This window comes from Flavobacterium sp. LC2016-13, from assembly GCF_009707955.1.
Classification (GTDB): domain Bacteria; phylum Bacteroidota; class Bacteroidia; order Flavobacteriales; family Flavobacteriaceae; genus Flavobacterium.
The window spans coordinates 362,804-387,333 of the sequence record NZ_WMDQ01000001.1 but is presented as its reverse complement, the minus strand read 5'-3'; the positions used below and the strand labels follow the sequence as shown (position 1 = coordinate 387,333).

Here is a 24,530-nt window from a genome sequence, read left to right as displayed (position 1 = left end):
TTAAAAATCTTTTTCAATAACGTCGTATTTGTCGTTTAAAATTGATTTTAATACGGCAGGATTTGAATTCACATAAAAAACAGGCGCTTTTTTTTCTGCTTCTGAAAAGCCTACTTTTTCACGTAATACGTTTTGAGTTTGGCGCGCAACAGCTTCTCCGGAATCGATAATCTGAATATGTTCAGGAAGTATTTGTTTAATCTGAGGAATTAAATACGGATAATGACTGCAGCCTAAAACCAGATAATCAATATTAGCATCAATCATTGGTCGTAAATATGATTCTAATAATTGAGTCATTTCCGGAGAATTTAAATTACCATCTTCAATAAGTTGAACCAAGCCATGACCTACTTGTTCAATTATTGTAGTATGTTGAAACATTTCGGCAGTTTTGTTGAATAACTCACTGTTCAAAGTTCCTTTGGTTGCCAGAATACCAATAATTTGTGTTTTAGAATTATTTGCAGCAGGTTTTATGGCAGGTTCAATTCCTATAAACGGGATGTCATATTCAGCACGTAATTCCTGAATTGCATTTGTGGTTGCAGTATTGCAAGCAACGACGATTAATTTGCAATTATTTGCAATTAAAAAATCTACGTTTTTTTTACTCAAAGCAACAATCTCTTCTTTGGTTCGCTGACCGTAAGGAGCATTTTTGCTGTCTGCTAAATAGATAGTATTTTCGTTGGGAAGTAAGTCATGAATAGCATTCCAAATGGAAGTTCCACCAATACCAGAATCAAAAACGCCTATAGGATTGTTGTTTGTCATAAAGCAAAGTTACATATTTTTCAGAATCTAAATTCGTACTTTTTATTCAATTTTAGGTTAAATAATTTTGAAATTTATCTAAATAGGATTCATTTTTTTGTAAACTGATCATAGAATATTTCTTTATCTTTACGACATGAAATTTATTTGTTTTTTGTTTTCAATCTATCTTGTCGCATTGTCATTACTTCCTTGTAATGATATAGATGATTGTACTTCTTTCGCAAAAACAGAACTTCATAAAAACCATTCTCAAGATAAAAAATCAGATTTTCAAAACGATCAGTGCGCACCTTTATGTTCTTGTGCTTGTTGTGGAGTTCATGGTTTTCAATTTCAGAAAAGTATTTTTACTGCAGATAAGAACGTAAGTTTTGTTGAAACTAAAAGACAAAATGACTTATATATTTCTGGAAATTACAAAGATATTTATTTAGGTATTTGGCAACCGCCAAAGCTAAGTTAGATCAATATTGATTTTTTACTCGTAGTTTTTGCTTCGGGTATTTTTAGTATTTATTTAATTTAATATCAAATGACAAAATATATAATTATTTTGGCTATGCTCTCGTGTTCGTTTATGTATAGCCAAAACACTTTAAAAGTTATCGTAAAGGATAGCAAAACTCAGGAAAATTTAACTGGTGTTTCAGTTCAGGTTCAGGAAACTACTATTTCAGGAATAACAGATAATAATGGTAGTTTAGAATTAAATGCCATTGAAAACGGAGAACATAAAATTGTTTTTAGTTTTTTAGGTTATGAAAATTTCTTCATAAGCGTAATTTTTCCTCAAAAGAATAATGAAGTTTTAACTGTAGAATTGACTCCGGGCGAGGAAGAGGAATTAGATGAGGTTATTGTACAATCTACACGTACAAGCAGAACGATCAAAAATACTCCAACACGAATAGAATCTATAGATGCCGAAGAACTGGATGAAAAGGCAAATATGAAACCGGCAAATGTAAGTATGGTTTTGCACGAAAGTACGGGCTTACAAGTACAGCAAACATCAGCAACGAGTGGTAGCGCAAGTATTCGTGTGCAAGGCCTTGATGGTCGCTATACTCAACTATTAAAAGATGGTTATGCAAACTTTGGTAATTTCGCGAGTGGTTTAAGTATTCTTGAAATTCCGCCTTTAGATTTACAACAAGTAGAGGTTATTAAAGGTCCGTCTTCAACATTATATGGAGGAGGGGCAATTGCGGGAGTAATTAACTTTATATCTAAAACTCCTAAAGAAAAAGGTGAATATAACTTCATTTTGAATCAATCTAATATTGGTCAGACTAATATTGGAGCTTATGCATCACAGCGAAAAGGAAAATTTGGATATGCTTTACTTGGATTAGTAAATTTTCAGAAAGCCTATGATGTAGATAAAGATGATTTTTCTGAAACACCAAAATCACACAATTTTACCATAAATCCACGTTTGTTTTATTATCCTTCAGAAACGTTTAGTTTTATGCTGGGAAACAGTTATACAAGCACCAATATGGAAGGTGGAGATATGCATGTAATTGATGGAAATGCTGATGCCTACCATGTTTATTTTGAGAAAAACAAAACAACTCGAAACACTACAACTTTTGAGTTGGATAAGAAATTTGAAAATCAGAATAGTTTTAAATTAAAACAAAGTTTAAGTCTCTTTGACAGGGTAATCAATATTCCTGGGTATAAGTTTTCCGGTCTTAATATAAATTCTTTTACAGATGCTTCTTATGTTATCAATAAAAAGAAATATACTCTTATAACAGGTGCTAATGTAGTCTATGATAATTTTGAACAAAGAAACTCAGGTATTTTAGATTCAAAATCTTTTACAACAGGAGTGTACGTTCAGCATACCTGGGATGTTTCTGAAACCATCAAATTAGAAAATGGTTTACGAGTTGATAATGTATCTTACTCGAATATTAATTTCTCTAAAAATCAAACTTTTTTCTTGCCGAAGATTTCAGCATTATTTAAAATAAATTCGCAATGGAGCAGTAGAGTAGGCGGAGGTTTAGGATATAAGATTCCAACTGTTTTTACAGAACAGACAGAAACGATGCAATATCAAAATGTACAAGCTTTACAGAATGTTGTAGCAGAAAAAAGTATTGGAGGAACTGCAGATATAAACTATAAAGGAAATATTTTTTCTGATTTAAAATTTTCTGTCAATCAGATGTTTTTTATTACGCAAATCAGTAAACCAATGGTTTTGCAAAATGAAACAGGTTATTCTTTCTTTTTCAATGCTGCGGATCCTGTTTTAAGTAATGGTTTTGAAACGAATTTAAAGTTTATTTATCATGAAGATTTTAAGCTTTTTGTTGGATATACTTTTACAGATGCAAAAGCGAAGTATTTAACCAGCAATCAGGTTTTGCCTTTAATGCCAAAAAACAAAGTTAATCTGGCATTGATTTATGAAAAGGAGAATAATTTTAAAATGGGTTTGGAAGGCTATTTTACCGATGAGCAATATTTGTACAATGGTAGCAAAACTCCAACCTATTGGGAATTTGGATTCATGATTGAAAAAACATTATGGAAGAATTTTGCCTTTTTTATCAATTTTGAAAACTTTACAGATACGAGACAAAGTAATTATAAAAGAGTGGTAAATGACCCACACAATGCACCAACTTTTGATGATATCTGGATGCATACTGAAGGCTTTACCATTAATGGAGGAGTGAAGATAAAATTATAACACAAAAAAAAGGCTCAACTTTTTAAGTTGAGCCTTTTTTATAATAGAATGTATTTCTTAGAATCCTAAATCTTTTTTAACATCAGCAGTAATGTTTGGACCATCAGCTAATAAAAGAGTTGAACCGTCTAATACATATTGGAAACCTTTAGCTTTTCCAACTTTTTGAATAGAAGCTCTTACTTTTTCCATTAAAGGTTTTACGATATCAGTTTCTTTTTGTTGTAGTTCTTTTTGAGCATTGTCTCTATAATCTACAATTCTTTTTTGCATGTCCTGAACTTCTTTAGAACGTTCACCGTTTACAGCTTCAGTTACAGTAGCAGCTTCAGCTTCATACTTTTTGATTTTTACTTGATATTCGTCAACCATTTTTTTGTATTCCGCATCGTATGTACCACTTAATTTTTGAAGTTGATTTTGAGCGTCAAGCATTGCAGGCATTTTCGACATAATCTCGCTAACATCAACATGAGCTACCTTAGCTTGTGCATTCATTGTGTTACTTGCTCCTAAAACTAACATGGCAGCAATTAGTAAAGTTTTGATTTGTTTCATCATTTTTAAAATATTAATTAATTATCGGTCGTATTTGTTTTTTGTGTTTCGGCTTCTTTTGCTTTTTTAGCCGCTTCTCTTTCTTCAAGAATTTTCTTTTTTCTTTCTTCTAATTCTTTTTTACGTTGCTCGTAAAGTTTTTGTCTTTCTGCGGCTTTATCAACTACTGGTTCAGTAGTTGTTGCAGGTTCTGTTGTTGTTGATACAGGTTTTGCTGTAGCAGCATTTGTATTAGCATCAGTTTTTGTTGTTTCAGTTTTTGCTGGTTCAGAAACCGTGCCATTTTTTTTAGCTTCTCTTTCGGCAGCAATTGCTTTTCTTCTATCGTCGTATTCTTTTTTCTTAGCTTCTTGCTCCAGCCTTCTGTCTTCAATTAATTTTTCTCTGGCAGCTTTTCTTTGATCTAATACTTTTTGTCGATCAGCCATTGCCGGATTTTCATCAATTTCATTCTCACGTTTTTCTTTAACTTCCTGATCTTTCAATTGTTTTTTAGTCAATTGCTCACGTTTATCAGTTCTGTTTAATATACGTAAAACCTGGTCGCTAATATCAAATCTTTTATTGCTAAAAAGCATTGTTAAATCTGATGACTTATCAAAAACGAAATCATAATTTTTTGCTTCGGCAATATCCTGAACAGCTGTAAAAACCTGATCTTGTATTGGCTTTGCCAAAGCCGCTTTATGTCTTATTAAATTTCCGTCAGCTCCAAATTGCTTTTCCTGATAAGACAACATTTCATCTTCAAGAAATTTAATTTCAGTTTGTCTTTCATCAATAAGTTCTTTCGTAAGTAAAGCTTTTTCGGCTTTAAGACTTTCTTTAAGATTATTAATTTCTAACTTTTTGGCCTCTATTTCTTGTTTCCATTTCTGAGCTTTTAGCTCTAACTGGGCTTTTGCTTCTTTATAATCAGAGACATTCTCCAGTATATATTCCATGTCAATATACCCAATCCTTGTCGTCCTTGTCTGAGCCTGACTTGTATATACTACAATCAAGGCTAAAAATATAAATAAAAACTGTTTCCTCATAACATTACTTTATTTTCAAATTTTTAACCAAATGTACTAAAATTTGTACTAAAACTGTTGTCCAATAATGAAATGTGTTTCCCAACCGTTTGCCTTGTTTGTAACAGAGCCAGGTAAAGCATCGAAACCATAACCAAAATCAATACCTAATAATCCAAATGCCGGCATAAATACACGTAAACCAACACCTGCAGAACGATTCAAATCAAACGGATTGTATTCTTTGAATGTTGGATAAGATGATCCGGCTTCCAAAAATGTTAAGGCATATATAGATGCTGATGATTTTAATGTAATTGGATAACGTAATTCCATAGAGAATTTATTATAAATTGTTGCTCCAATTTGTTCTCCTGCACTATTTACTGGTGTTAATGAGTTATTTGGATAACCTCTTAACTGAATCGTTTCTCTACCATCCATAGAGTAGTTCGCCATTCCGTCTCCTCCTAAATAGAAACGCTCGAAAGGTACAACACCTCTTGCTTGATCATAAGCTCCTAAGAAACCAAATTCGGTTAATGTTCTTAAAACTAATTTACCATATACTTTAGTATACCAATCTGCTTTAAATTTAATTTTATAATATTCTAACCAGTTGTATCTCTTTTGATCGACTTTACCAACATCAGTATCTGCACTTTGGTAATCAGATCCCACACTTACGGTAGTTGACTGACCATTTACAGTTTGTGTTTTTGTATAATCACCAGGGCTTATTGCTGATCCATCTGCAGTGGTAATTGTTGTTGTTCCTGTATATCTTGTTTTGTATTCTTTTTGATTTTTTAGATCACCGTAATCAATATTGTTAAATAATGAGTATGGAGGTGTTACTTTGGCAGAAATACTAAATTCAGATCCGTATGTAGGGAATATTGGGTTAACCCCTTTATTACTTCTTGAAATTCCGATAGTGTAAGCTAAGTTTCTTGATGCTCCGTTACCAAAAGTAAATAAACCTGTGTTATAGTTATTTAAATCATAGTGTTGGTAACTTACCGATTGAGATAAGACAAAATAATCATCTGGTACTGTTAACCTTTTAGCCAGACCAACTTGTACTGTAAAAATATTAAAACTTTTGCTTTTATCTACACGTCTTGTAGCATAATCATTCAAAAACTGCTTACTGTACGATAAAGATGAACTAAATTGTACTGGTTTTTTTCCACCAAACCATGGCTCAGAGAACGATAAACTATACGTTTGGAAATAAGTACTTCCTTGCAAACGAAGTGATACTTTTTGTCCATCTCCCATTGGTAAAGGCTTATAAGAATCTTTTTTAAATAAGTTTCTGGCAGAGAAGTTATTAAACGATAATCCTAAGGTTCCAATGAAACCTCCACCACCGTAACCTCCTTGAAGTTCTACCTGGCTAGATCCTTTTTCTACTACGTGATATTCAATGTCAACAGTTCCTGCTGCTGCATCAACATTTTTAAATTTAGGATCGATAGCTTCAGGATCAAAAAATCCTAATTGTCCAATTTCACGAATAGTTCTAACCAACTGTTCTTTACTGTATTTTTCACCCGGTTTAGTTCTTAACTCACGGTAAATAACATGATCGTTCGTTTTGTCGTTTCCAACAACCGATATTTTATTAAAATATGCAATTGGACCTTCAGTAACTCTAATCTCAAAGTCAATTGTATCGTTAACAGTTTTTACCTCTACAGCATTAATATTAGAGAATAAATAACCGTTATTTTGGTATAAGTTTGTTATATCTTCTGCGTCAGGTTTTGTCTTATCGGCAATTCTTTTTTCAAGCAAAACACCATTATAAGTTTCTCCTTTTTTGATTCCTAAATAACGATTCAAAAGTTGGTCTGAATAAACTGTATTTCCTAAGAATTTAATATTTCCAAAGTAATATTTATTTCCTTCTTCCAGATTAATTTTGATAGCAAGCATATTTTTCTGTTTGTTATAAGTAACAGAGTCATATATAATACGCGCATCACGATATCCTTTTTCTTTATAGGTAGCAATAACTTTTTCTAGGTCAGCTTTGTACTTTTCAGGAATAAATTTTGACTTTTTCAGAACACGGAAAATGTTTTTTTGCTTTGTATCTTTCATAGCTGATCTTAACTGATTATCAGTAAGTTTTTCGTTGCCTATGAAGTCAATTTTGCTAATTTTTACCTTATCACCTTTATCTACACGAACAAGCATGTTTACGTGGTTTCCGGCAGTAGTGTCAGGTGTATTTGTAATAGTAACTTTAGTGTTATAATAACCTTCTTTTTTATATTTATTTTCAATATAATTTTTAGTTGTAGTAATTAAGTTTTCGTTGACAATTTTGTTTTTTGTCAGGTTATTATCCTTAATTAATCCTTCGACTTTACCTTTCTTGATACCGACAAATTTAACTTCGTTTAACTTCGGAAGTTCAATAATGTTTAAGTCCAGATAAATACTATCGTTATCAATTTTATTTACATAAAAAGAGATCTCATCAAAAAGGCCAAGTTTGCCCAGTTTTTTAATTGCACCACTGATTTCTTCACCGGGAACAGTTATTTCCTGTCCTTTTTGAAGGCCAGAGAAGGTAACAACGGTTTGTTCATTGAAGCTTATTTTACCAACAACAGAAACTTTAGCAAGAATATATTTTTTTCCTTGATCAAAAGGAACTCTTTCTTGTGCTTTTATTTGTGAAAAACTACCCAATAGAAGAAGGGTAAAGACTATTTGTATTCTTTTTTGTAACACTAAAAAATTATTTAATTTGTTCACTGGTTTTTCCAAATCTACGTTCTCTTTTTTGATAACTAATAATAGCCTCATATAAATCTTGGTCTTTAAAGTCTGGCCATAAGACATTAGTAAAATATAACTCTGCATAGGCTATCTGCCACAACAAAAAATTACTTATTCTATGTTCTCCACTTGTTCGTATTAATAAATCTACGTCTGGTAAATTTTGCGTGTAAAGATGCTCATTTATAATTGAATCGTCAATAGTGTCTATTGAAATTATATTATTTTTAACTTTATCACTGATGATTCTTACGACATTTACCAATTCTTCTCTTGATCCGTAACTTAAGGCCAGTGTTAAGGTAAGACGCGTATTATTTTTGGTTTTATCGATGACATCTAAAAGTTCTTTTTGAGCACTTTTTGGCAATTTCTCAAGATTTCCAATTGCATTTAACCTGATATTGTTTTCTTGCAAAGTACCAAGCTCTTTTTTTAAAGAATTGATCAATATTTTCATCAAAGCTTCAACCTCCAATTTAGGACGATTCCAGTTTTCTGTAGAGAAAGCATAAAGTGTTAAGTATTCGATACCAAGTTTTGCACAAGTTGTAATTGTTTTTTTTACAGATTTTGTACCGTTTTCATGGCCAAAAGCTCTCAAAAAACCTTGTTGCTTTGCCCAACGTCCATTACCGTCCATAATAATGGCCAGATGTTTAGGTAGGTTTGTTAGGTCTATAGAGTCTATTAAGTTCATTTTATTATTCTGCGCAATAGCAAGGTTTTAGTCCAAAGGTATATGTTAGTGTAACACCTGAGAAAACATACCAGTCATTATTATTTATATTTCCAAATCTCAAAGCTTCATTATTCGGATTACTTCCGTCAATGTTATCTGTAAAAGTATAACGTGCTCCAACTTCTACTGCTAAAATAAGTTTTGGAGATACATTTGATTTTATTCCTAACGTCATAGGAATAGCAATTGAACTTGAAGTTTTTTCTTTTCTTGTTTGTCCTCCTATAATATATAGATCATCATAAAAGAAATAACTTAAACCTGAATATACATAAGGAGTAATTTTTGGATGATAATCGTGAAGATTAAAATCAAAAAAGTTGAATTCTAAACCGGCAGATAGTTCTTTAATATTATTTTTAAATTTGTAACCTCTTTTGTTTCGCCCTCCTTCTTCTGATTCAAAATCATTTCCTGTAACGGATGATTGTGTATACGAAAAGCGATATGAATGACGAGGACTTTTATTCCACTTGTACAAAACACCAAAAGCCAGTTTATCCGGATTGATATAAGTTGTGCTTCCTACGTCACCAACGAAGTTACTTCCACCAAGAAAAACACCTATCTCGTTTATTTGAGCATTAAGTGTAATAAGGGGGAAAAAACATAACAATAAATTAAAAATTTTCTTCATTTAATTCAAAATTGCGTGCAAATATAATAATTATCGATACGAATCAACGTTCCTTTAGTTAAATGTGCTTTTTTTTCAATATACAACATGATTTTGAGACATTTAATAATGATTCGATATATGCAAAACGGCAAAAAGTACTATAATCGTATAGTGGCGAATTAGAAAAAAGCTTAATTTCTCTTATCTTCTCCCCAAAGTAATTTGTTTCTCAAGGTTTTTAAGAAAGTTTCCCCCGGGATTTCGACCATTTTTATTTTAAAATCTGTTTTTTTGATTGTTAAAACTGATTCATTTTTTACAGAAGCTATTCTTGAATCTAATGAAACCAAATATTGATCTTCTCTTCCCGAAACACGTAACTTGATTTCAGTATCATCAGGAATAACAAGAGGTCTTGCTGTTAAATTATGTGGAGCAATAGGTGTAATTACCAGACTTTTAACATCAGGTGTTAACAAGGGGCCGCCACAGCTTAAAGAATAACCTGTAGAGCCTGTTGGCGTAGAGATGATTAAACCGTCAGCCCAATATGAATTTAGATATTCATTATTAAGATATGTTTCAACTGTAATCATCGAAGTCGTATCTTTTCTGCTCACCGTAATCTCATTCATCGCAAAATTCAAATCTTCTTCAATAGCATCATTTTTAGGATCGCATGTTATGCTTAATAAAGTTCTTTCAGAAGTAGTGTAATTTTTGTCAATAACAAATTGTAAAAAGCTGTCTATTTTTTCTTTTTGAACAGTAGCCAAAAAACCAAGCCTTCCTGCATTAATACCTAAAATAGGAACACCTGAATTACGTACTAAAGTAGCAGCCCTTAAAATAGTTCCGTCACCACCAATACTAATCAGCATTTCAAAACTGCTGTCTAAGGATGTGATTGCAGAAAAAGTTTTATATTCTTTTTTTACAAGTTCCTTTTCGTGAAGCATCTTTAGAAAGTTTTCTTCTATAACCATTTCGACATTATTCGTTTTAAAAAACAAAAATATATCCTTGATAATAGGTTCTGTACTGTTCTGATAATACTGTCCGTAAATGGCTACTTTCATCTGGTGTTGAAGAGTTTTTTATTTAATTGTTTATCGCTATTTTTTTCGTCAAAACGATTAAACAAGTAACCGGTTCAACATAGAAAACTATATATTAAGGTATTTGTCTAAATAATCAGAACGTTCTTTCAGGCTATTGATGTATGCATCTTCCTGATGTTCTGAAATAATCTCGTAATTATATCGTCTAAAAGTCTGAATAATTTCATTCATCGGTCCAATGCCAATTTTTACTGTAATCTGAACATTTTCTAAATCAGCTTCAGATATAAAACAGCCCAGTATTTTGCCATTATTACTTTCTACAATTTGAGTTACCTGACCCATTGAATAATCTAAAAGACCTTTTTGCACAATAATAATCCCGCCTTGTTCTTTTAAAAATGGAGTTTCCTGAAAAAATTTCATGATATCTTCCATTTCATAATATCCTATATAGGTATTATTTTCATCGATAACCGGAACAGTGTTGGTGTGGTTCTTGGCAAAAACTTCTAGAACGTCAAGCCACATCATTGATTTTCTGGCAAAATAACGTTCTAAAGTATATTTATAGTCAATTGCTTTTTTGTCGATATCAAAAGTTTCGACATCATCAGAAGCAATACTTCCAATGAAAATACCATTTTCTAAAACCGGAAAATGCGAAAAATTCACGTCAGCAAAAAAGTCCTGAACCGATGCTATCGTTTCCTGACTATCAATTGCTCGAAAATCGTTTGTGATATAGTTAGTAATTTCTGTCATAAATCAATTGAAGATATTTCACGCAAAATAATCAAAAAATAGCAAAAACTGCTACGTTTTACTTTGTATTTTTGTCGTAACAAATATAGTGTTACTAGAATTAATTATCTATTTATATGACAAAGTTAAGTGTAAATATCAATAAAATTGCAACCCTGCGAAATGCGCGAGGCGGAAACGTTCCAGATTTACTAAAAGTAGCGACGGATATTCAGAAATTTGGAGGGCAGGGAATCACCATTCACCCGCGTCCGGACGAGCGCCATATTCGTTATCAGGATGCAAGAGATTTAAAAGCCATCGTTTATACCGAATATAATATTGAAGGAAATCCGCAACATAATTTTATCGATTTGGTTTTAGAATGTAAACCAACTCAGGTAACTTTAGTTCCGGATGCAATTGGAGCAATTACGTCTTCTGCAGGTTGGGATACACTAAAAAATCAAGCTTATTTGACTGAAGTTATTCAGGAATTTCAACGAAACGGAATCAGAACTTCGATTTTCGTAGATCCAATTCTGGAAATGATCGAAGGAGCGAAAAAAACAGGAACAGACAGAATCGAATTATACACGGAAGCTTTTGCACATCAATATGATTTAGGAAATAAAAACGGAATTGATCCGTATGTTAAATCAGCAGAATTGGCAAATGAATTAGGTTTAGGAATTAACGCCGGACATGATTTAAGTTTAGATAATATTCAGTTTTTCAAACAAAATATCCCGGGGTTATTAGAAGTTTCTATAGGTCACGCTTTAATTTCAGAAGCGCTTTATCTAGGTTTAGATAATGTGGTAAATATGTACCTGAATAAATTAAAATAAGATTAAAATTAAAACAATTATAACCTGATGTTATTGGGTTATAATTGTTTACTTTCGCACTTTTCTATTATTAAAACCAAGTGCTGAAACCAATTATTATCCTTTGTTTATTATGTTTTTCCAGTGTATTTGCGCAGTCAAAAGCCAATATTAATGGAAATGTGAAATCCGGTGAAAACGAAAACTTAGTTGGGGCAAGTATTTCTTTTACTTCAAATAATCAAAACTTTTACACCTTAACAGATACTCTTGGTAATTTTTCAGGAAGTATTCCTTTAGGAAAAATTAAACTAACAATAAATCAATTGGGTTATATTCATAAATCTATTGATTTTGATTTTTTAAAAGACACTCTAATTTCAATTACTTTAGAAAAAGATATTTCTCTTTTAAAAGAAGTAATCATAGAAAATGACAAGAAAAGTGGTGTTACAGCTTTATCAGGAGGTAAATTATCTTTTAACTTAAAAGAATTGTCTTCTGTACCAACTTCTCTTGGAACCACAGATATTATTAAAATTTTACAATTAATGCCCGGCGTTCAGAATTCAGGAGATGCCAACGGATATTTATATGTAAGAGGAGGCGATCCTGGACATAACGCCATATTATATGATGGAACTCCCGTTTATGGAATGTCACATTTGTTAGGTATTTTTCCTTTTTATAACACAGATCATATTAAAGAAGTTGAGTTTGATAAATCAAGTTCTAATTCAAAATATGGCGGGCGTTTGAGTTCTACAACGTTATTAATTCCCAATAAAAAAATACCTTCAGAATTTGCGATTCAGGGAAATCTTGGCATTTTAGCATCGCAATTAACTTTGGCTGTTCCCGTAAATGAAAAGACCGGAGTTTACATTTCCGGACGAAAAACATATATTGATGAAGTCGTTGCGCCATTAGTAAATTCAGGTTCAAATAGCAATGATGTTCAGGATATGAAATATGGATTTTCAGACGGAAACATAACTTTTATATCTCAAGTTTCAAAGAATAATTTGTTATCTGTAGATGCTTTTATCAGTAGCGATGATCTGAAAATTAATGATAATAATCTTACTTTAAAAACAAATATGAAATGGAGTAATCTCACCGTTTCTCCAACTTTGGTAACCACATTTTCGCCTAAAACAAGCATGTCGAATTCAGTTTATTTTAGCAAATATTCTAATGATTTGAATATGGAGCAGGCAACAATTCAATTTGGAGTTTCTTCGTATGTAAAAGATTTCGGGTTTAATAATGCTTTTAAATATTGGATAAAAAATATTCCTGTCGAATCTGGATTCCAATATGTTCATCACAATTTACAGCCTCAAAATATAAATGTTGAAAATTTTACGGACAGCAGTAATACTACTCAAAATAATATAATTAATGCCAATGAAGCTGCCGTTTTTACTACGATTAAACCAAAATTAACCGATCATTTAAATGCAGAATTAGGGCTTCGGATTAATTATTATACGTCTGGTTCTAATGATTCTTATTTGCATTTTCAGCCACGGGTTTTATTGAATTATTTAGCAAATGAAAAATATTCTTTTTACGGATCTTATAACAGACAATATCAATATTTGAGTTTGATAACAACTTCGAGCGTTGGAATTCCGACAGATTTTTGGATTGCAAGTTCGGATGGAATAAAACCACAAACTTCAGATGAATTTTCAGTAGGATCAAATCAAAATATTTCAAGAAATTTAAGTTCTTCTTTTGGAGGTTTTTATCGATCAATGAAAAACTTACTTGAATATCCATACGGAATAACTCAGTTTAATGAAATTACAACATTCAAAAATGATTTATTGGTTGGAAAAGGAAAAGCGTATGGTTTTGAAATGATGTTGAGAAAAAATAATGGAAAATTTAACGGCTGGATAAGTTATACTTTGAGTTGGTCTGATCGAAATTTTGATAAACTCAATAACGGAAATACCTATTTTGCCAAATATGACAGGCGCCATAATCTTTCGTTGGTAGGGATGTATGATTTAAATCAAAAATGGAACTTTGGTGTCACGCAAATATTCAGTTCAGGAAATCGATTTACAATGCCAACTTCATGGTATTTTATAAACAATAATCCGGTTAAGGAATACTCCGAATATAATAATGCACAAATGCCAAATTATATTAGAACAGATCTTTCAGTAAATTACTTTTTCCTGAAAACCAATAAGAAAGAAAGTGCTTTAAATTTTTCGATTTATAATACTTTCAATCTTGATAATCCGATTTATGTGGTTTTGGATGTTCAGGTTAATAATGATAAAAATACCGTTGTTGTAAAGCAAGATAAGAAAGTTTTGTATCGAATTTTGCCTTCCATTAGCTGGAGATTTAAATTTTAAGAAATGAAAAAATATATACTATTTCTTTTTGCCTTACTGATAACAAGTTGTTCTAAAGATGATTTTAAGGAACAAAGCATAGAATCTAAAATTGTAGTTGAAGGCTGGATTGAAGAAGATGATTATGCTCAGGTTTTATTGTCAAGCAGTATTCCGGTAACCGATGTAATTGACACTACAAATGTTTTAAACCATGTAATACGCTCTGCAAAAATTACAATTTCTGATGGTGTGAATTCAGAAGTTTTAAGAGTTAAAAATGATAAAAACAGAATACCACCCTTTGTGTATTTTGGATCTACTTTAAAAGGAGAAGCGGGAAAAGAATATTCACTAAAAATAGAATATTTAAGTCGTGTTGTCGAAGCTGTAACGACGATACCAAAAAGTGTTGAGCTTAAAAGTGCCGAATATATAAAAAGTAATCCAACAGATACCACAGGTTATGTTTTTGTGAAATTTGATGATCCTTTAAACGAAAAAAATTATTATCAGGTTGCGACAAAAATCGTTGATGAAGAACCGGTTTTTGTTCCTGCTTTTTATGGCAATTTAGATGATAAAAACTTTAGTTCACCAAATATTTCCGTACAAATAAACAGGGGGATTTTGCTTTTTCCTAAAACGAAATTTACACCTTATTTTGCCGATGGAGATTTAATTTATGTAAAATTAAGAACTCAAAATAAAGACGCTTTAGATTTCTGGAACAGCTGGCAAAACGAAATTGTAAACAGTAAAAACCCAATTTACCCATCGAATACAAGTTTAAAATCGAATATAAAAGGCGGAATTGGTATCTGGGCAGGTTACGGACAAAGTATTATTGTTGTTAAAACACCTCCGAAAAAATAAAGCCGATTTGAATTGTTTCAAACCGGCTTTATGTTATAATTTCAAAAGCGTATTACTTTTGAAAACTTGCAGTAAACTCATTAAATTTAGTTTGAAAAGTGTTAAATCCTGTTGAGAAATAAGCTCCCATTTCAACTTCGGTTTTATCATTAAATTTTAAGTAATTCACAGCATTATAATATTCGATTTCAGAAGGATAGTTATTGTTTTCTTTTTCTGCATGCTGTACGATATCTGCGATTTTAGTTCCATCTTTTTTAGAAACTAAAATTAATTTTATATTCTTATTAAAAGCAGCTGCTTTGCCTTCAGCTATTTTTTTGTGATAAGTATTTATATCAGTATAGTAAGTTTGGGAATTGTAAGCCGGATATGGCACATTTTTCTCCAATGCAATACGATCAGCAGCGTCTGTTGCTAAGTTCATATCAGCTAAGATGACAAAATTATCCAATAATGTAAATAAACCATTTGCTTTACCTCGGTATTGACCAAGTTCGTCATTGCCGATTAATTTGTCAACTTCAGTATTACTTCCGCCAGTAAATGAAATTAAATTTTTGCCATTGTAAGTAAGATCTGCTTTTGCAGTATTTTGTACTGCTTTAGTACTGCTCATTTCCCAAGTGTAGCCATCGTTTAGGGTTACTTTATAAGTAAGGTCAGTTGGAACTTCTTTACCGTTAGCATATTTTGCTGTCAGGTTAAAAGTAGCTACTTGTCCATTATCGATAGTTAAAACGGCATCTGCAGATGTTGGTAAATAGAACCAGTCGTTTAGGTCTGGTGTAACTTGTGTGTATTGACCTGTAGTTGAATTCCATTCCCATTCACCATAAGTATCAATAGATAAAAATTTAATATCAGAAGAAGTACTTTTTACAGTAAATACTGAGTTGTTGGTAGTTTGTCCTTTTTTAGCAGGAAAAACAAATTTCAAGTCAGTAGACGAAGCTGTCTTCAACCAGATTTTTTGGGTATTGTTCCAAGTGTAAATTCCATAAGCACCTGATACCGTTAAGGCCTCTTCAATACCATTGTTGCTTTTTCCATTAAAAATGTCAACGCTGCTTTGGATAAGTAGATTGTTTAAATTTTCAATGGCTTCGATAGCGCTTGATTTTTTTGTTTTGTCCAATTGAACAAGCATTTCGTTAGCTTCTGCTTCCAATTTAATTTTTTGATCAGCAGGACTCAAACTAGCATAAGGTTGTTTAAGGATATTAGCAATTTGCTCTTCTAAAGTTAGTTCTTTAGTTGGATCAGTTGTTGGATCAGTTTCAGGACTGTCATCACTAGAACATGAAACCATAAGTTGAGAAGCAACTAATGATAATAAAAATAATTTTTTAATCATGGATTTGGTGTTTTAATTAAATGAATAAATCAATTTTTGGTTTGATTTTTTAAAGCGCGAAGATACAATTTCATATTGTGTATTAATTACGTAAAACCGTAAAATGTAAACTTTATTTTAATAAAATGATTTCCTTAAAATTATTGTACTAATATTGATAAATAAGTTTTTTACTTTTGTAATAAGCTTAAAATATTATATAAATGTTATACTCAAAAATAGAAGGCGAAGGAAAACCATTTATTATCATGCACGGATTTCTGGGTATGTCTGATAATTGGAAAACCCTTGCCGGACAATATGTAGATGCCGGATTTCAGGTTCATATTTTAGATTTACGTAATCACGGTCGTAGTTTTCACTCAGATGAATGGAGCTATGAAGCCATGGTTCAGGATGTATTCGAATATTGTCAGGCCAATCAATTAACCAGAATTGACATTTTAGGACATTCAATGGGAGGGAAAGTAGCAATGCTTTTTGCGACAACTCATCCTGAAATTGTAGATAAATTAATTGTGGCAGATATAGGTCCGAAATTTTACAAACAACATCATCAGGATATTTTGGCAGGATTAAACGCCGTTGATTTTTCTGTAAAGCCAAGCCGAAACGATGTTGAAGAAATTGTAGCGCAGTATGTATCTGATTTTGGAACCCGCCAGTTTTTATTAAAAAACCTGTATTGGAAAGAACCGGGACAATTGGCTTTTAGATTTAATCTGGAGGTTTTCAACAATAATCTAGAAGCTATAGGAAAAGCGTTGCCGGATAATTTGGTTTTCGATAAACCAACATTGTTTATTCGCGGCGGAGAATCAGGATATATTTTAGATTCAGATTTTGACTCGATACGCCAACATTTTCCAAATACTAAATTTGAAACCATTCCAAATGCAGGACATTGGCTTCATGCCGAAAATCCTAAAATGTTTTTTGAATTAACAACAGAGTTTTTAAAGGAGTAAATACGTTGATAAAAATTTTACTACTTTTATTAAAATTTAAATTAAAAAAATATGAAACTATTACTGAGACTTCTTGTTACTGCTGCTTTGGTTTTACTAATTGCAAATTTTTTGTCAGGCGTAAATGTTGCGAGTTTTGGAACAGCTGTAATTGTTGCAGTGGTTTTAGGATTGCTTAATCTTTTTATAAAACCAATATTAGTTATCTTAACATTGCCTGTAACAGTGATTACATTAGGATTGTTTTTATTAGTTATTAATGCAATCATTATTTTGTTATGTACAAATATTGTAGGAGGCTTTGCAGTAGATTCGTTCTGGACGGCATTAATTTTTAGTATTATATTATCTGTACTTCAGTCTATTACTTATAAAATATTAGGAGACGATAAAAAATCATAATAAAAAGTGAGTTTAAAAACACTCTAAAATACAATAGATTAAAAACTTGGTTGGGTTGCAAAAATTTTATAATTTTGCAACCCAATTTTATTACGTAAATTAAAGAAGAAGATGGATATTAAAAGAGTAGCAACAGACGCTGTGAATGAAACGATTGTATTAAACGTTGTTCACATGGATTATAAAGGTCAAGTAGCAAAAAGAATAAACGAAAAAATGCCATTGGCTACTGTAAAAGGTTTTAGAAAAGGACAAGTTCCTAAAGACCTTGTTGAAAAACAATACGGAAAAGCAATTAAGCAAGAAGAAGTTAAAAAAGTAGTTGATTTGGCTTTAGAGCGTTTTGTTCAGTCTGAAAGATTAAATCTTTTAGGAACTCCTCTTGCTAAAGAAAACGAAAACTTTGATTGGGATGCTGAAGAACTAACTTTCGAATACGAAATTGGTTTAGTACCAAACTTCGAAATTGATTTAGAAGCAAAAAACAATATCGTAAAATATATCGTTACTGCTGATGATAAATTAATCGACGGACAAGTAGAGCGTATCCAAAAACAATTCGGAAAAGCAATTCCACAAGATAAAGTTGATGCAGATTCTGATTTAACAGGAACTTTTACAAACGAAGAAAAAGGTATCAGCAATACAACTACAATTTCTGTATCTACTTTCAATAAAAAAGCCGGAGATAAATTCATCGGTAAAAAAGTTGGAGACGTTGTTAAAGTAAGCACAAAAGGTTTATTCGAAGATGATCACCAATTAATGGATTACCTAAAAGTAGGTCATGATGACGTTCACGGTTTAGATATCGAAGTAAACTTTACTATCGAAGCAATCAACGGAGCAGAATTAGCAGAATTAAACCAGGATTTATTTGATAAACTTTTTGGTGAAGGAAAAGTAGCTTCTCTTGAAGATTTGAAATCTAAAATTAAAGAAGATGCTGAAGCTCAATTCGCGCAACAAGCAGATCAGAAATTATTATTAGACGTTCAGGATTTCCTAATCGAAAATACAAAATTTGATTTACCGGCTGAATTCCTTAAAAAATGGTTACAAACTGTTGGAGAGAAAAAACTTTCTGCTGAAGAAGCTGAAGTTGAATACGCAAGATCTGAAAAAGGATTACGTTTTCAATTGATTGAAGGAAAAGCAATGGCACAAAGTAATATACAAATTACATTTGAAGATTTGAAAGGATTTACAACAAAAGCTATCAGACAACAAATGGCTCAATTTGGTCAAACAAACCCAACTGACGAAGAAGTACAAGGAATCGTGGCTAGAGTTTTATCTAACCAGGAAGAAGTAAAAAGACTTTCTGAGCAAGTTGTAGCTGAAAAATTGTTAGAAGTGTTTAAAGAAAAAGCAAATCCAACAACAAAAGAAGTAACTTACGAAGAATTTATTGCAGCTTCTTACGGAGAATAATTTCTAAAAATTAATTATATTTGAGCGTCAAGAGATTTTTTTCTTGACGCTTATTTTTTTGTTTAAAGTTTATTTTGTTTCAAGTTTCAAGTTCTCGAACTTCAATAAACTTGAAACTTTGAACTTGAAACAAAAACTAAGACAAATTGACATCCTTTTTAAAAAGGTATGACCTTTGATGAAACTATTATACGCCATATTAACGTAAAACTTAGAACAGATACATATGAACTACGGTAAAGAATTCAAGAAATTTGCTACAAAGCACCAAGGAGTAAACGCAATGTACTACGATAAAATCGTAGCAGCAATGAATCCAACAAACATGACTCCATACATTATCGAAGAACGTCAGTTGAATATCTCTCAATTAGACGTGTTTTCAAGATTAATGATGGACAGGATTATCTTTTTAGGAACCGGTATCGACGATCAAATCGCAAATATCGTTCAGGCACAATTATTATTTTTAGAAAGTGCAGATGCAACAAAAGATATTCAAATCTATCTAAATTCTCCTGGAGGAAGCGTTTACGCAGGATTAGGAATTTACGATACAATGCAATACATCAAACCAGACGTAGCTACAATTTGTACAGGTATGGCAGCATCAATGGGAGCTGTTTTATTATGCGCAGGAGCAGCAGGAAAACGTTCGGCTTTGCCACATTCAAGAGTAATGATTCACCAACCATCAGGAGGAGCTCAAGGAGTTGCAACTGACATGGAAATCAACTTACGTGAAATGTTGAAATTGAAAGATGAGTTATATAATATTATCTCTCACCATTCAGGACAATCTTTCGAAAGAGTTCATAAAGATAGTGAGCGCGATTACTGGATGAAAGCTGACGAAGCTAAAGAATACGGAATGATTGATGAAGTATTAAGAAGAGGGTAATTTTTAAGTTTCTAAATTACTAAATACTAAGTTTTTTAGTATTCTTGTAATTAAGAATGAATAAAAAAGATAAGATGTAAGATACTAAGTTTCTAAGTTTTAATTGAAAAGCTTAGAAACTTAGTATCTTTGCAACTTAGCAACTAAATAAAGAATGGCAAAAGTAGTATTAGAATGTTCGTTTTGTGGAAGGAAAAAGCCAGAAACTAATTTATTAATTGCGGGTATTAATGCACATATTTGTGATAAGTGTATTGAACAAGCGCACGGAATTGTATTAGAAGAATTAAAATCAAGTGGAAGTTCAAAACTAGTTGGGGACTTAATTTTAAAGAAACCAAAAGAAATAAGAGCATTCTTAGATCAATATGTTATCGGTCAGGATCAGACAAAAAAAGTAATGTCGGTTGCAGTTTACAATCACTACAAACGTTTAATGCAACAGCAATTAGACGACGAAGTAGAGATTGAGAAAAGTAACATCATCATGGTTGGTCAAACCGGAACAGGAAAAACATTAGTAGCAAAAACTATTGCTAAAATGTTAGACGTTCCTTTGGCGATCGTAGATGCAACAGTACTTACAGAAGCAGGTTATGTAGGAGAAGATGTTGAAAGTATTTTGACACGTTTGCTGCAAGCTGCTGATTATGACGTAACCAAAGCAGAAAGAGGAATCGTATTTATTGATGAAATTGATAAAATTGCCCGTAAAAGCGATAATCCATCAATAACACGTGACGTTTCTGGTGAAGGTGTACAACAAGCATTATTGAAACTGTTAGAAGGAACTGTTGTTAATGTACCGCCAAAAGGAGGACGTAAACATCCGGACCAGAAATTTGTTGAAGTAAACACACAAAACATCTTGTTTATTGCAGGAGGAGCTTTTGATGGAGTAGAACGTATTATTTCTAAACGTTTGAACCGTCAGGCAGTTGGATATTCAACATCGAAAAATGTAGATAATATCGACAAAGACAATTTATTGCAATATATTATTCCAAAAGACATTAAAGACTTTGGATTGATTCCTGAAATTATTGGTCGTTTGCCGGTTTTAACACACATGGATCCTTTAGATAGAGAAACATTGCGTGCCATTTTGACTCAACCTAAAAATGCGTTAATCAAACAATATCAAAAATTATTTTTGATGGATGAAGTAGAATTCAGTATCACTGATGAAGCTTTAGATTTTATTGTTGATAAAGCTTTAGAGTACAAATTAGGAGCTCGTGGATTGCGTTCTTTATGCGAAGCAATTCTAACAGACGCCATGTATGAATTACCAAGTTCAGACGATAAAGTTTTGACAATCGATAAAGATTATGCAGAACATACTTTGAGTAAAAATTTATTGAAACGTATGGAAATCGCTTCTTAAAACCGTAAAATATTTTTTATAAAAAGAAAAACCACCTTTCAAAACTTGTCAGGTGGTTTTTTTATTTTGGAATAATTTTATTTAACAATTTTCAGGTAAGGTTCAATTTCCGTTTTTATTTGATCGTTAAGCCAAACTGTTTTTTTAGTAACAGAATTACTTGATCTATTGTATTCAACTTTTATAATATCAGTATGATTTTCATCCCATTGAATATAAGTTTCGGGATATTTTTCTTGTCCTTCATCATTTAAGAAAACTCTTATTACATTATGACCATCTTGTTCATAAACTAAAAAGTTATTAGGGTAATCAGTGCCATTAGGTTTTTGAATTAATTTACCGTCTACCAAATACAATATTTTTATTTTATTTTGAGCGTATGCGTTTGGATTTTTAGGGTTCAATAAATCATCAGCATTAGAATTAGATACGCTAATATTTATACTGGCGTCATAATCGAATCCTCCTATATCGTGATCATCAGAATTGCAGCTGATTGTCAAAAAAGTAATTAGAAAAAATAGAACTATTTTATTCATAGTATTGGTTATATTTGATTAGTTAATATAGCCTAAAAATAAGAAAAATAGTAATTAAATTTGAAATAAATTTTTTTAAACTTTTTTCGTTTTCAGTTTGTAAATTGGGATCATGAAAAATATAACTTTTGTAATTGGTTTAGCACTCATTTTGTCTTTTAATAAAAAGGAGGACAAAGAAAAAAATGTCTTAAAAAAGGAATATAAAATAGAAAATGTTTCTAAAACTAAAGATATTGATTACAGCAAATATTATAAAGAAGCAAAACAATATTGTGAAAGCCATAATTTAAATAAAAGTACCTTTATTTTAATTGATTTGGGATTGCATTCTGGTTTAAAAAGATTTTTTGTTTATGATTTTAAAAAGAATGCTGTTTCAAAATCGTGTATAGTAAGTCATGGCTGTGGCGATAACAGATGGGGAGCGACAGCAACCAAAGAAAAACCGCAAATTAGTAATGAGTTCGATTCGCATTGTTCTTCTCTAGGTAAATATGTGATCTTAAACAGAGGTGTGAGTCAATGGGGAATTAAGGTAAATTACATCTTAGAAGGAAAAGACAAAACAAATTCAAACGCACGAAACAGAGCAATCGTTTTACATTCCTGGGATGCAGTTCCTGAAAATGAAGTTTATCCGGAAGGAACTCCGGAAGGCTGGGGCTGCCCGGCGGTATCAAACGAAAGCATGAAAGAGATAGATGAACTTTTAAAAACGAACAAAAAAGTATTAATGTGGATTATTAAATCCTAAGTTTTCAAAAAGATCTTGGTTTTTATTTCTTCTGAAAATGAAAAGGTCTCTTTAGCCCTGATCGAAACGGCATCCTTTTACTGCGTCCCGAGGCTTCGGGACCGCAGTAAAAGATATAGTGAAGAGCAGGACTAAATGTTATTTTGAAAATGAATAGTACTGCTGCTAAAAAAATTACTGCACCCTAAACTTCTCCCGATATTCAATAGGTTTCATGCCAACCATTTTATAAAATACCTTTCTAAAAGCTTTTGGATCATTATATCCTGTTTTTTCTATAATTTCAGAAATCGAAAGTTGCGTTTGCTCCAGATATTTTTTAGAGCTTTCAACTCTTACATTTTGTAAATATTCAATTGGCGGAATTCCCGTAACCTGCTTAAATCTTCGTGTCATGTTTCGCGCGCTGGTTGGAATATCTTTCGTGATTTCTTCCAGTTTTTCAATAGTATGATATTGACTTTCAATTTTTTGCTGCAACATGGCAACTAAAGTGTCATTATGTAAATGATTCGGTCTGAAAGTACTAAAATAGCTTTGTTTGTATCGGTTTAAATCAATAGAGAAAATCTTTGCGATTTGTACGGCAATTTCGTTTCCGCAATATTTCTGAACCAAAAGAATCAGTAAATGAAATGTTGAGGTTGAACCTCCGCTGGTATATAAACTGCCATCGGCGGTTAAGGTTTCTTCTGATTTTAATTTCACTAACGGAAAAGCTTTTGTAAACGCACTGCAAGCATCAACATGAGTAGTGGCTAGTTTTTCGTTAAGCAAACCAGAAGCAGCAAATAAAAAAGCACCCGTACAAAAACTCGCTAATTCAGCTCCAATTTTATGCTGTTTTTGTAACCACGGAATAAAATTGCGATTCTTTGCAATCATTTCACTCATATTATCCGTCGTAAATGCAGGGATCAAAATCAGTTCTAAATTTTCTTTTGAAGTTTCTATAGCATTGACCTCATAACCAAACAAATGCTTTTCATTGATTTGTTCAGCCGATTGAAAAAGCATTATTTCAAAAGGTTTTTCGGCTTCTTTACTTAATTTATTAGCAGTTTCAAAAACTTCTAAAATCGCGGCTATGCTTAATAATTTATAATCGTGCGGAACAATTAAACCTACTTTTTTGCTCATGATTTTTGATTTACAATAGTACGAAGGTATAAATTTTGTCTTAAATGACCCTAAAGTTGACTTTTAATGTAGTTTTAGTCTTATCATAAAAATTTAAATTTGTTTTTATAATTTGTAATTTTATATAGTTATGGAAACAAAAATATTCTTAAATCTTTCCGTAAAAGATTTAAATCGTTCGATTGCTTTTTTTACTGAGTTGGGTTTTTCATTCAATCAAAAATTTACTAATGATAAAGGAACTTGTTTAATAATTGGCGAAAACATAAACGTAATGCTTTTGGTCGAAGAATTTTATCTAACATTTACAGATAAGCAAATATGCGATACCGCTACAACGAGCGAAGTTCTTATTTCTATTTCTGTCCAAACACGTCAGCAAGTAGACAGAATGATCGAAAAAGCAGTTAACGCAGGCGGAACTCATTACAGAGAAGCAAAAGATTATGGGTGGATGTACCAAAGAACTTTTCTTGATTTAGACGGGCATCATTGGGAAATCTTTTTTATGGATGAGAGCCAGATACCTGATAAAATGTAATGA

The 24,530-nt window shown here is 31.8% G+C and carries 23 protein-coding genes; 12 read left to right on the top strand and 11 right to left on the bottom strand.

The genetic code is table 11. The features are described from left to right. Positions 1-777 carry a glutamate racemase gene (murI, locus tag GKZ86_RS01750; RefSeq protein ID WP_154781410.1) on the bottom strand — a complete coding sequence of 259 codons (777 nt, stop codon included), beginning with the start codon at positions 775-777 and terminating at the stop codon, positions 1-3. Between the two features lie 136 nt (positions 778-913). Here murI and GKZ86_RS01745 point away from each other — a divergent pair, with 136 nt between their 5' ends. Together GKZ86_RS01745 and GKZ86_RS01740 are read left to right on the top strand one after the other, a co-directional pair. After that, entirely contained in the window at positions 914-1,243 is a 330-nt protein-coding gene (locus GKZ86_RS01745; protein ID WP_154781409.1) for a DUF6660 family protein, read from the top strand. Between the two features lie 69 nt (positions 1,244-1,312). Beyond that, a complete protein-coding gene (locus GKZ86_RS01740; RefSeq protein WP_154781408.1) occupies positions 1,313-3,493 on the top strand; it encodes a TonB-dependent receptor in 2,181 nt (726 codons plus the stop codon). A gap of 57 nt (positions 3,494-3,550) precedes the next feature. On the opposite strand, the gene GKZ86_RS01735 is transcribed toward GKZ86_RS01740, so the two are convergent. From GKZ86_RS01735 to GKZ86_RS01705, 7 genes are all read right to left on the bottom strand, one after another. Then, a complete protein-coding gene (locus GKZ86_RS01735) occupies positions 3,551-4,054 on the bottom strand; it encodes an OmpH family outer membrane protein (protein WP_194632575.1) in 504 nt (167 codons plus the stop codon). Between the two features lie 14 nt (positions 4,055-4,068). After that, complete coding sequence (locus GKZ86_RS01730; protein ID WP_154781407.1) at positions 4,069-5,088, bottom strand: OmpH family outer membrane protein; 1,020 nt, start codon at positions 5,086-5,088, stop codon at positions 4,069-4,071. Between the two features lie 48 nt (positions 5,089-5,136). Continuing rightward, the gene (locus tag GKZ86_RS01725) at positions 5,137-7,893 is read right to left on the bottom strand and encodes an outer membrane protein assembly factor (protein WP_154781406.1); all 2,757 of its coding nucleotides are present in this window, start codon (positions 7,891-7,893) and stop codon (positions 5,137-5,139) included. Beyond that, on the bottom strand, positions 7,826-8,566 hold the full coding sequence (locus tag GKZ86_RS01720) for an isoprenyl transferase (RefSeq protein ID WP_154781405.1): 741 nt from the start codon (positions 8,564-8,566) through the stop codon (positions 7,826-7,828). Before GKZ86_RS01720 ends, GKZ86_RS01725 begins: the two co-directional genes overlap by 68 nt. A gap of 4 nt (positions 8,567-8,570) precedes the next feature. Further along, positions 8,571-9,245 (bottom strand): DUF6089 family protein, encoded by a 675-nt coding sequence (locus GKZ86_RS01715; protein WP_154781404.1) that lies wholly within the window; start codon positions 9,243-9,245, stop codon positions 8,571-8,573. A gap of 173 nt (positions 9,246-9,418) precedes the next feature. Then, a complete protein-coding gene (locus tag GKZ86_RS01710) occupies positions 9,419-10,306 on the bottom strand; it encodes an NAD kinase (protein WP_154781403.1) in 888 nt (295 codons plus the stop codon). Positions 10,307-10,393: 87 nt separating this feature from the next. Beyond that, entirely contained in the window at positions 10,394-11,053 is a 660-nt protein-coding gene (locus GKZ86_RS01705; protein WP_154781402.1) for a CBS domain-containing protein, read from the bottom strand. Between the two features lie 116 nt (positions 11,054-11,169). Here GKZ86_RS01705 and GKZ86_RS01700 point away from each other — a divergent pair, with 116 nt between their 5' ends. From GKZ86_RS01700 to GKZ86_RS01690, 3 genes are all read left to right on the top strand, one after another. After that, entirely contained in the window at positions 11,170-11,883 is a 714-nt protein-coding gene (locus GKZ86_RS01700) for a pyridoxine 5'-phosphate synthase (protein WP_154781401.1), read from the top strand. 80 nt (positions 11,884-11,963) lie between these two features. Beyond that, the gene (locus tag GKZ86_RS01695) at positions 11,964-14,243 is read left to right on the top strand and encodes a TonB-dependent receptor domain-containing protein (RefSeq protein WP_194632576.1); all 2,280 of its coding nucleotides are present in this window, start codon (positions 11,964-11,966) and stop codon (positions 14,241-14,243) included. Between the two features lie 3 nt (positions 14,244-14,246). Further along, positions 14,247-15,098 (top strand): DUF4249 domain-containing protein, encoded by an 852-nt coding sequence (locus GKZ86_RS01690; protein ID WP_154781400.1) that lies wholly within the window; start codon positions 14,247-14,249, stop codon positions 15,096-15,098. Positions 15,099-15,150: 52 nt separating this feature from the next. Here GKZ86_RS01690 and GKZ86_RS01685 read toward each other — a convergent pair whose 3' ends face one another. Further along, positions 15,151-16,455 (bottom strand): hypothetical protein, encoded by a 1,305-nt coding sequence (locus tag GKZ86_RS01685; RefSeq protein ID WP_154781399.1) that lies wholly within the window; start codon positions 16,453-16,455, stop codon positions 15,151-15,153. Between the two features lie 203 nt (positions 16,456-16,658). Here GKZ86_RS01685 and GKZ86_RS01680 point away from each other — a divergent pair, with 203 nt between their 5' ends. The 5 genes from GKZ86_RS01680 (at position 16,659) to clpX (ending at position 21,547) form a co-directional block, all read left to right on the top strand. Continuing rightward, on the top strand, positions 16,659-17,423 hold the full coding sequence (locus GKZ86_RS01680; RefSeq protein ID WP_154781398.1) for an alpha/beta fold hydrolase: 765 nt from the start codon (positions 16,659-16,661) through the stop codon (positions 17,421-17,423). Positions 17,424-17,474: 51 nt separating this feature from the next. Further along, positions 17,475-17,825, top strand: coding sequence for a phage holin family protein (locus GKZ86_RS01675; RefSeq protein WP_154781397.1), 351 nt, complete (start codon positions 17,475-17,477; stop codon positions 17,823-17,825). Between the two features lie 111 nt (positions 17,826-17,936). After that, positions 17,937-19,259 (top strand): trigger factor, encoded by a 1,323-nt coding sequence (locus GKZ86_RS01670; RefSeq protein WP_154781396.1) that lies wholly within the window; start codon positions 17,937-17,939, stop codon positions 19,257-19,259. A 226-nt stretch (positions 19,260-19,485) separates the two neighbouring features. Then, positions 19,486-20,160, top strand: coding sequence for an ATP-dependent Clp endopeptidase proteolytic subunit ClpP (clpP, locus tag GKZ86_RS01665; RefSeq protein WP_154781395.1), 675 nt, complete (start codon positions 19,486-19,488; stop codon positions 20,158-20,160). A 154-nt stretch (positions 20,161-20,314) separates the two neighbouring features. Further along, positions 20,315-21,547 carry an ATP-dependent Clp protease ATP-binding subunit ClpX gene (gene clpX, locus GKZ86_RS01660; RefSeq protein ID WP_154781394.1) on the top strand — a complete coding sequence of 411 codons (1,233 nt, stop codon included), beginning with the start codon at positions 20,315-20,317 and terminating at the stop codon, positions 21,545-21,547. Positions 21,548-21,624: 77 nt separating this feature from the next. Here clpX and GKZ86_RS01655 read toward each other — a convergent pair whose 3' ends face one another. Then, complete coding sequence (locus GKZ86_RS01655; protein WP_154781393.1) at positions 21,625-22,089, bottom strand: hypothetical protein; 465 nt, start codon at positions 22,087-22,089, stop codon at positions 21,625-21,627. A gap of 112 nt (positions 22,090-22,201) precedes the next feature. Here GKZ86_RS01655 and GKZ86_RS01650 point away from each other — a divergent pair, with 112 nt between their 5' ends. Further along, complete coding sequence (locus GKZ86_RS01650; protein ID WP_154781392.1) at positions 22,202-22,846, top strand: murein L,D-transpeptidase catalytic domain-containing protein; 645 nt, start codon at positions 22,202-22,204, stop codon at positions 22,844-22,846. 174 nt (positions 22,847-23,020) lie between these two features. Here the strand turns inward: GKZ86_RS01650 and GKZ86_RS01645 are convergent, their stop codons facing one another. After that, the gene (locus tag GKZ86_RS01645) at positions 23,021-23,986 is read right to left on the bottom strand and encodes a GlxA family transcriptional regulator (protein WP_154781391.1); all 966 of its coding nucleotides are present in this window, start codon (positions 23,984-23,986) and stop codon (positions 23,021-23,023) included. 130 nt (positions 23,987-24,116) lie between these two features. Here GKZ86_RS01645 and GKZ86_RS01640 point away from each other — a divergent pair, with 130 nt between their 5' ends. Continuing rightward, positions 24,117-24,527: a VOC family protein gene (locus GKZ86_RS01640; RefSeq protein ID WP_154781390.1), complete on the top strand. Its 411-nt coding sequence runs from the start codon at positions 24,117-24,119 to the stop codon at positions 24,525-24,527. Positions 24,528-24,530 lie beyond the last annotated feature (3 nt).

Coding starts and splice junctions, on each gene's coding strand:
- GKZ86_RS01700 (WP_154781401.1), top strand. CDS start 11,170: ATGACAAAGTTAAGTGTAAATATCAATAAAATTGCAACCCTGCGAAAT.
- GKZ86_RS01740 (WP_154781408.1), top strand. CDS start 1,313: ATGACAAAATATATAATTATTTTGGCTATGCTCTCGTGTTCGTTTATG.
- GKZ86_RS01680 (WP_154781398.1), top strand. CDS start 16,659: ATGTTATACTCAAAAATAGAAGGCGAAGGAAAACCATTTATTATCATG.
- GKZ86_RS01725 (WP_154781406.1), bottom strand. CDS start 7,893: ATGAGGCTATTATTAGTTATCAAAAAAGAGAACGTAGATTTGGAAAAA.
- GKZ86_RS01650 (WP_154781392.1), top strand. CDS start 22,202: ATGAAAAATATAACTTTTGTAATTGGTTTAGCACTCATTTTGTCTTTT.
- GKZ86_RS01735 (WP_194632575.1), bottom strand. CDS start 4,054: ATGATGAAACAAATCAAAACTTTACTAATTGCTGCCATGTTAGTTTTA.
- GKZ86_RS01670 (WP_154781396.1), top strand. CDS start 17,937: ATGGATATTAAAAGAGTAGCAACAGACGCTGTGAATGAAACGATTGTA.
- GKZ86_RS01720 (WP_154781405.1), bottom strand. CDS start 8,566: ATGAACTTAATAGACTCTATAGACCTAACAAACCTACCTAAACATCTG.
- GKZ86_RS01715 (WP_154781404.1), bottom strand. CDS start 9,245: ATGAAGAAAATTTTTAATTTATTGTTATGTTTTTTCCCCCTTATTACA.
- clpP (WP_154781395.1), top strand. CDS start 19,486: ATGAACTACGGTAAAGAATTCAAGAAATTTGCTACAAAGCACCAAGGA.
- GKZ86_RS01645 (WP_154781391.1), bottom strand. CDS start 23,986: ATGAGCAAAAAAGTAGGTTTAATTGTTCCGCACGATTATAAATTATTA.
- GKZ86_RS01710 (WP_154781403.1), bottom strand. CDS start 10,306: ATGAAAGTAGCCATTTACGGACAGTATTATCAGAACAGTACAGAACCT.
- clpX (WP_154781394.1), top strand. CDS start 20,315: ATGGCAAAAGTAGTATTAGAATGTTCGTTTTGTGGAAGGAAAAAGCCA.
- murI (WP_154781410.1), bottom strand. CDS start 777: ATGACAAACAACAATCCTATAGGCGTTTTTGATTCTGGTATTGGTGGA.
- GKZ86_RS01675 (WP_154781397.1), top strand. CDS start 17,475: ATGAAACTATTACTGAGACTTCTTGTTACTGCTGCTTTGGTTTTACTA.
- GKZ86_RS01745 (WP_154781409.1), top strand. CDS start 914: ATGAAATTTATTTGTTTTTTGTTTTCAATCTATCTTGTCGCATTGTCA.
- GKZ86_RS01640 (WP_154781390.1), top strand. CDS start 24,117: ATGGAAACAAAAATATTCTTAAATCTTTCCGTAAAAGATTTAAATCGT.
- GKZ86_RS01690 (WP_154781400.1), top strand. CDS start 14,247: ATGAAAAAATATATACTATTTCTTTTTGCCTTACTGATAACAAGTTGT.
- GKZ86_RS01655 (WP_154781393.1), bottom strand. CDS start 22,089: ATGAATAAAATAGTTCTATTTTTTCTAATTACTTTTTTGACAATCAGC.
- GKZ86_RS01730 (WP_154781407.1), bottom strand. CDS start 5,088: ATGAGGAAACAGTTTTTATTTATATTTTTAGCCTTGATTGTAGTATAT.
- GKZ86_RS01705 (WP_154781402.1), bottom strand. CDS start 11,053: ATGACAGAAATTACTAACTATATCACAAACGATTTTCGAGCAATTGAT.
- GKZ86_RS01685 (WP_154781399.1), bottom strand. CDS start 16,455: ATGATTAAAAAATTATTTTTATTATCATTAGTTGCTTCTCAACTTATG.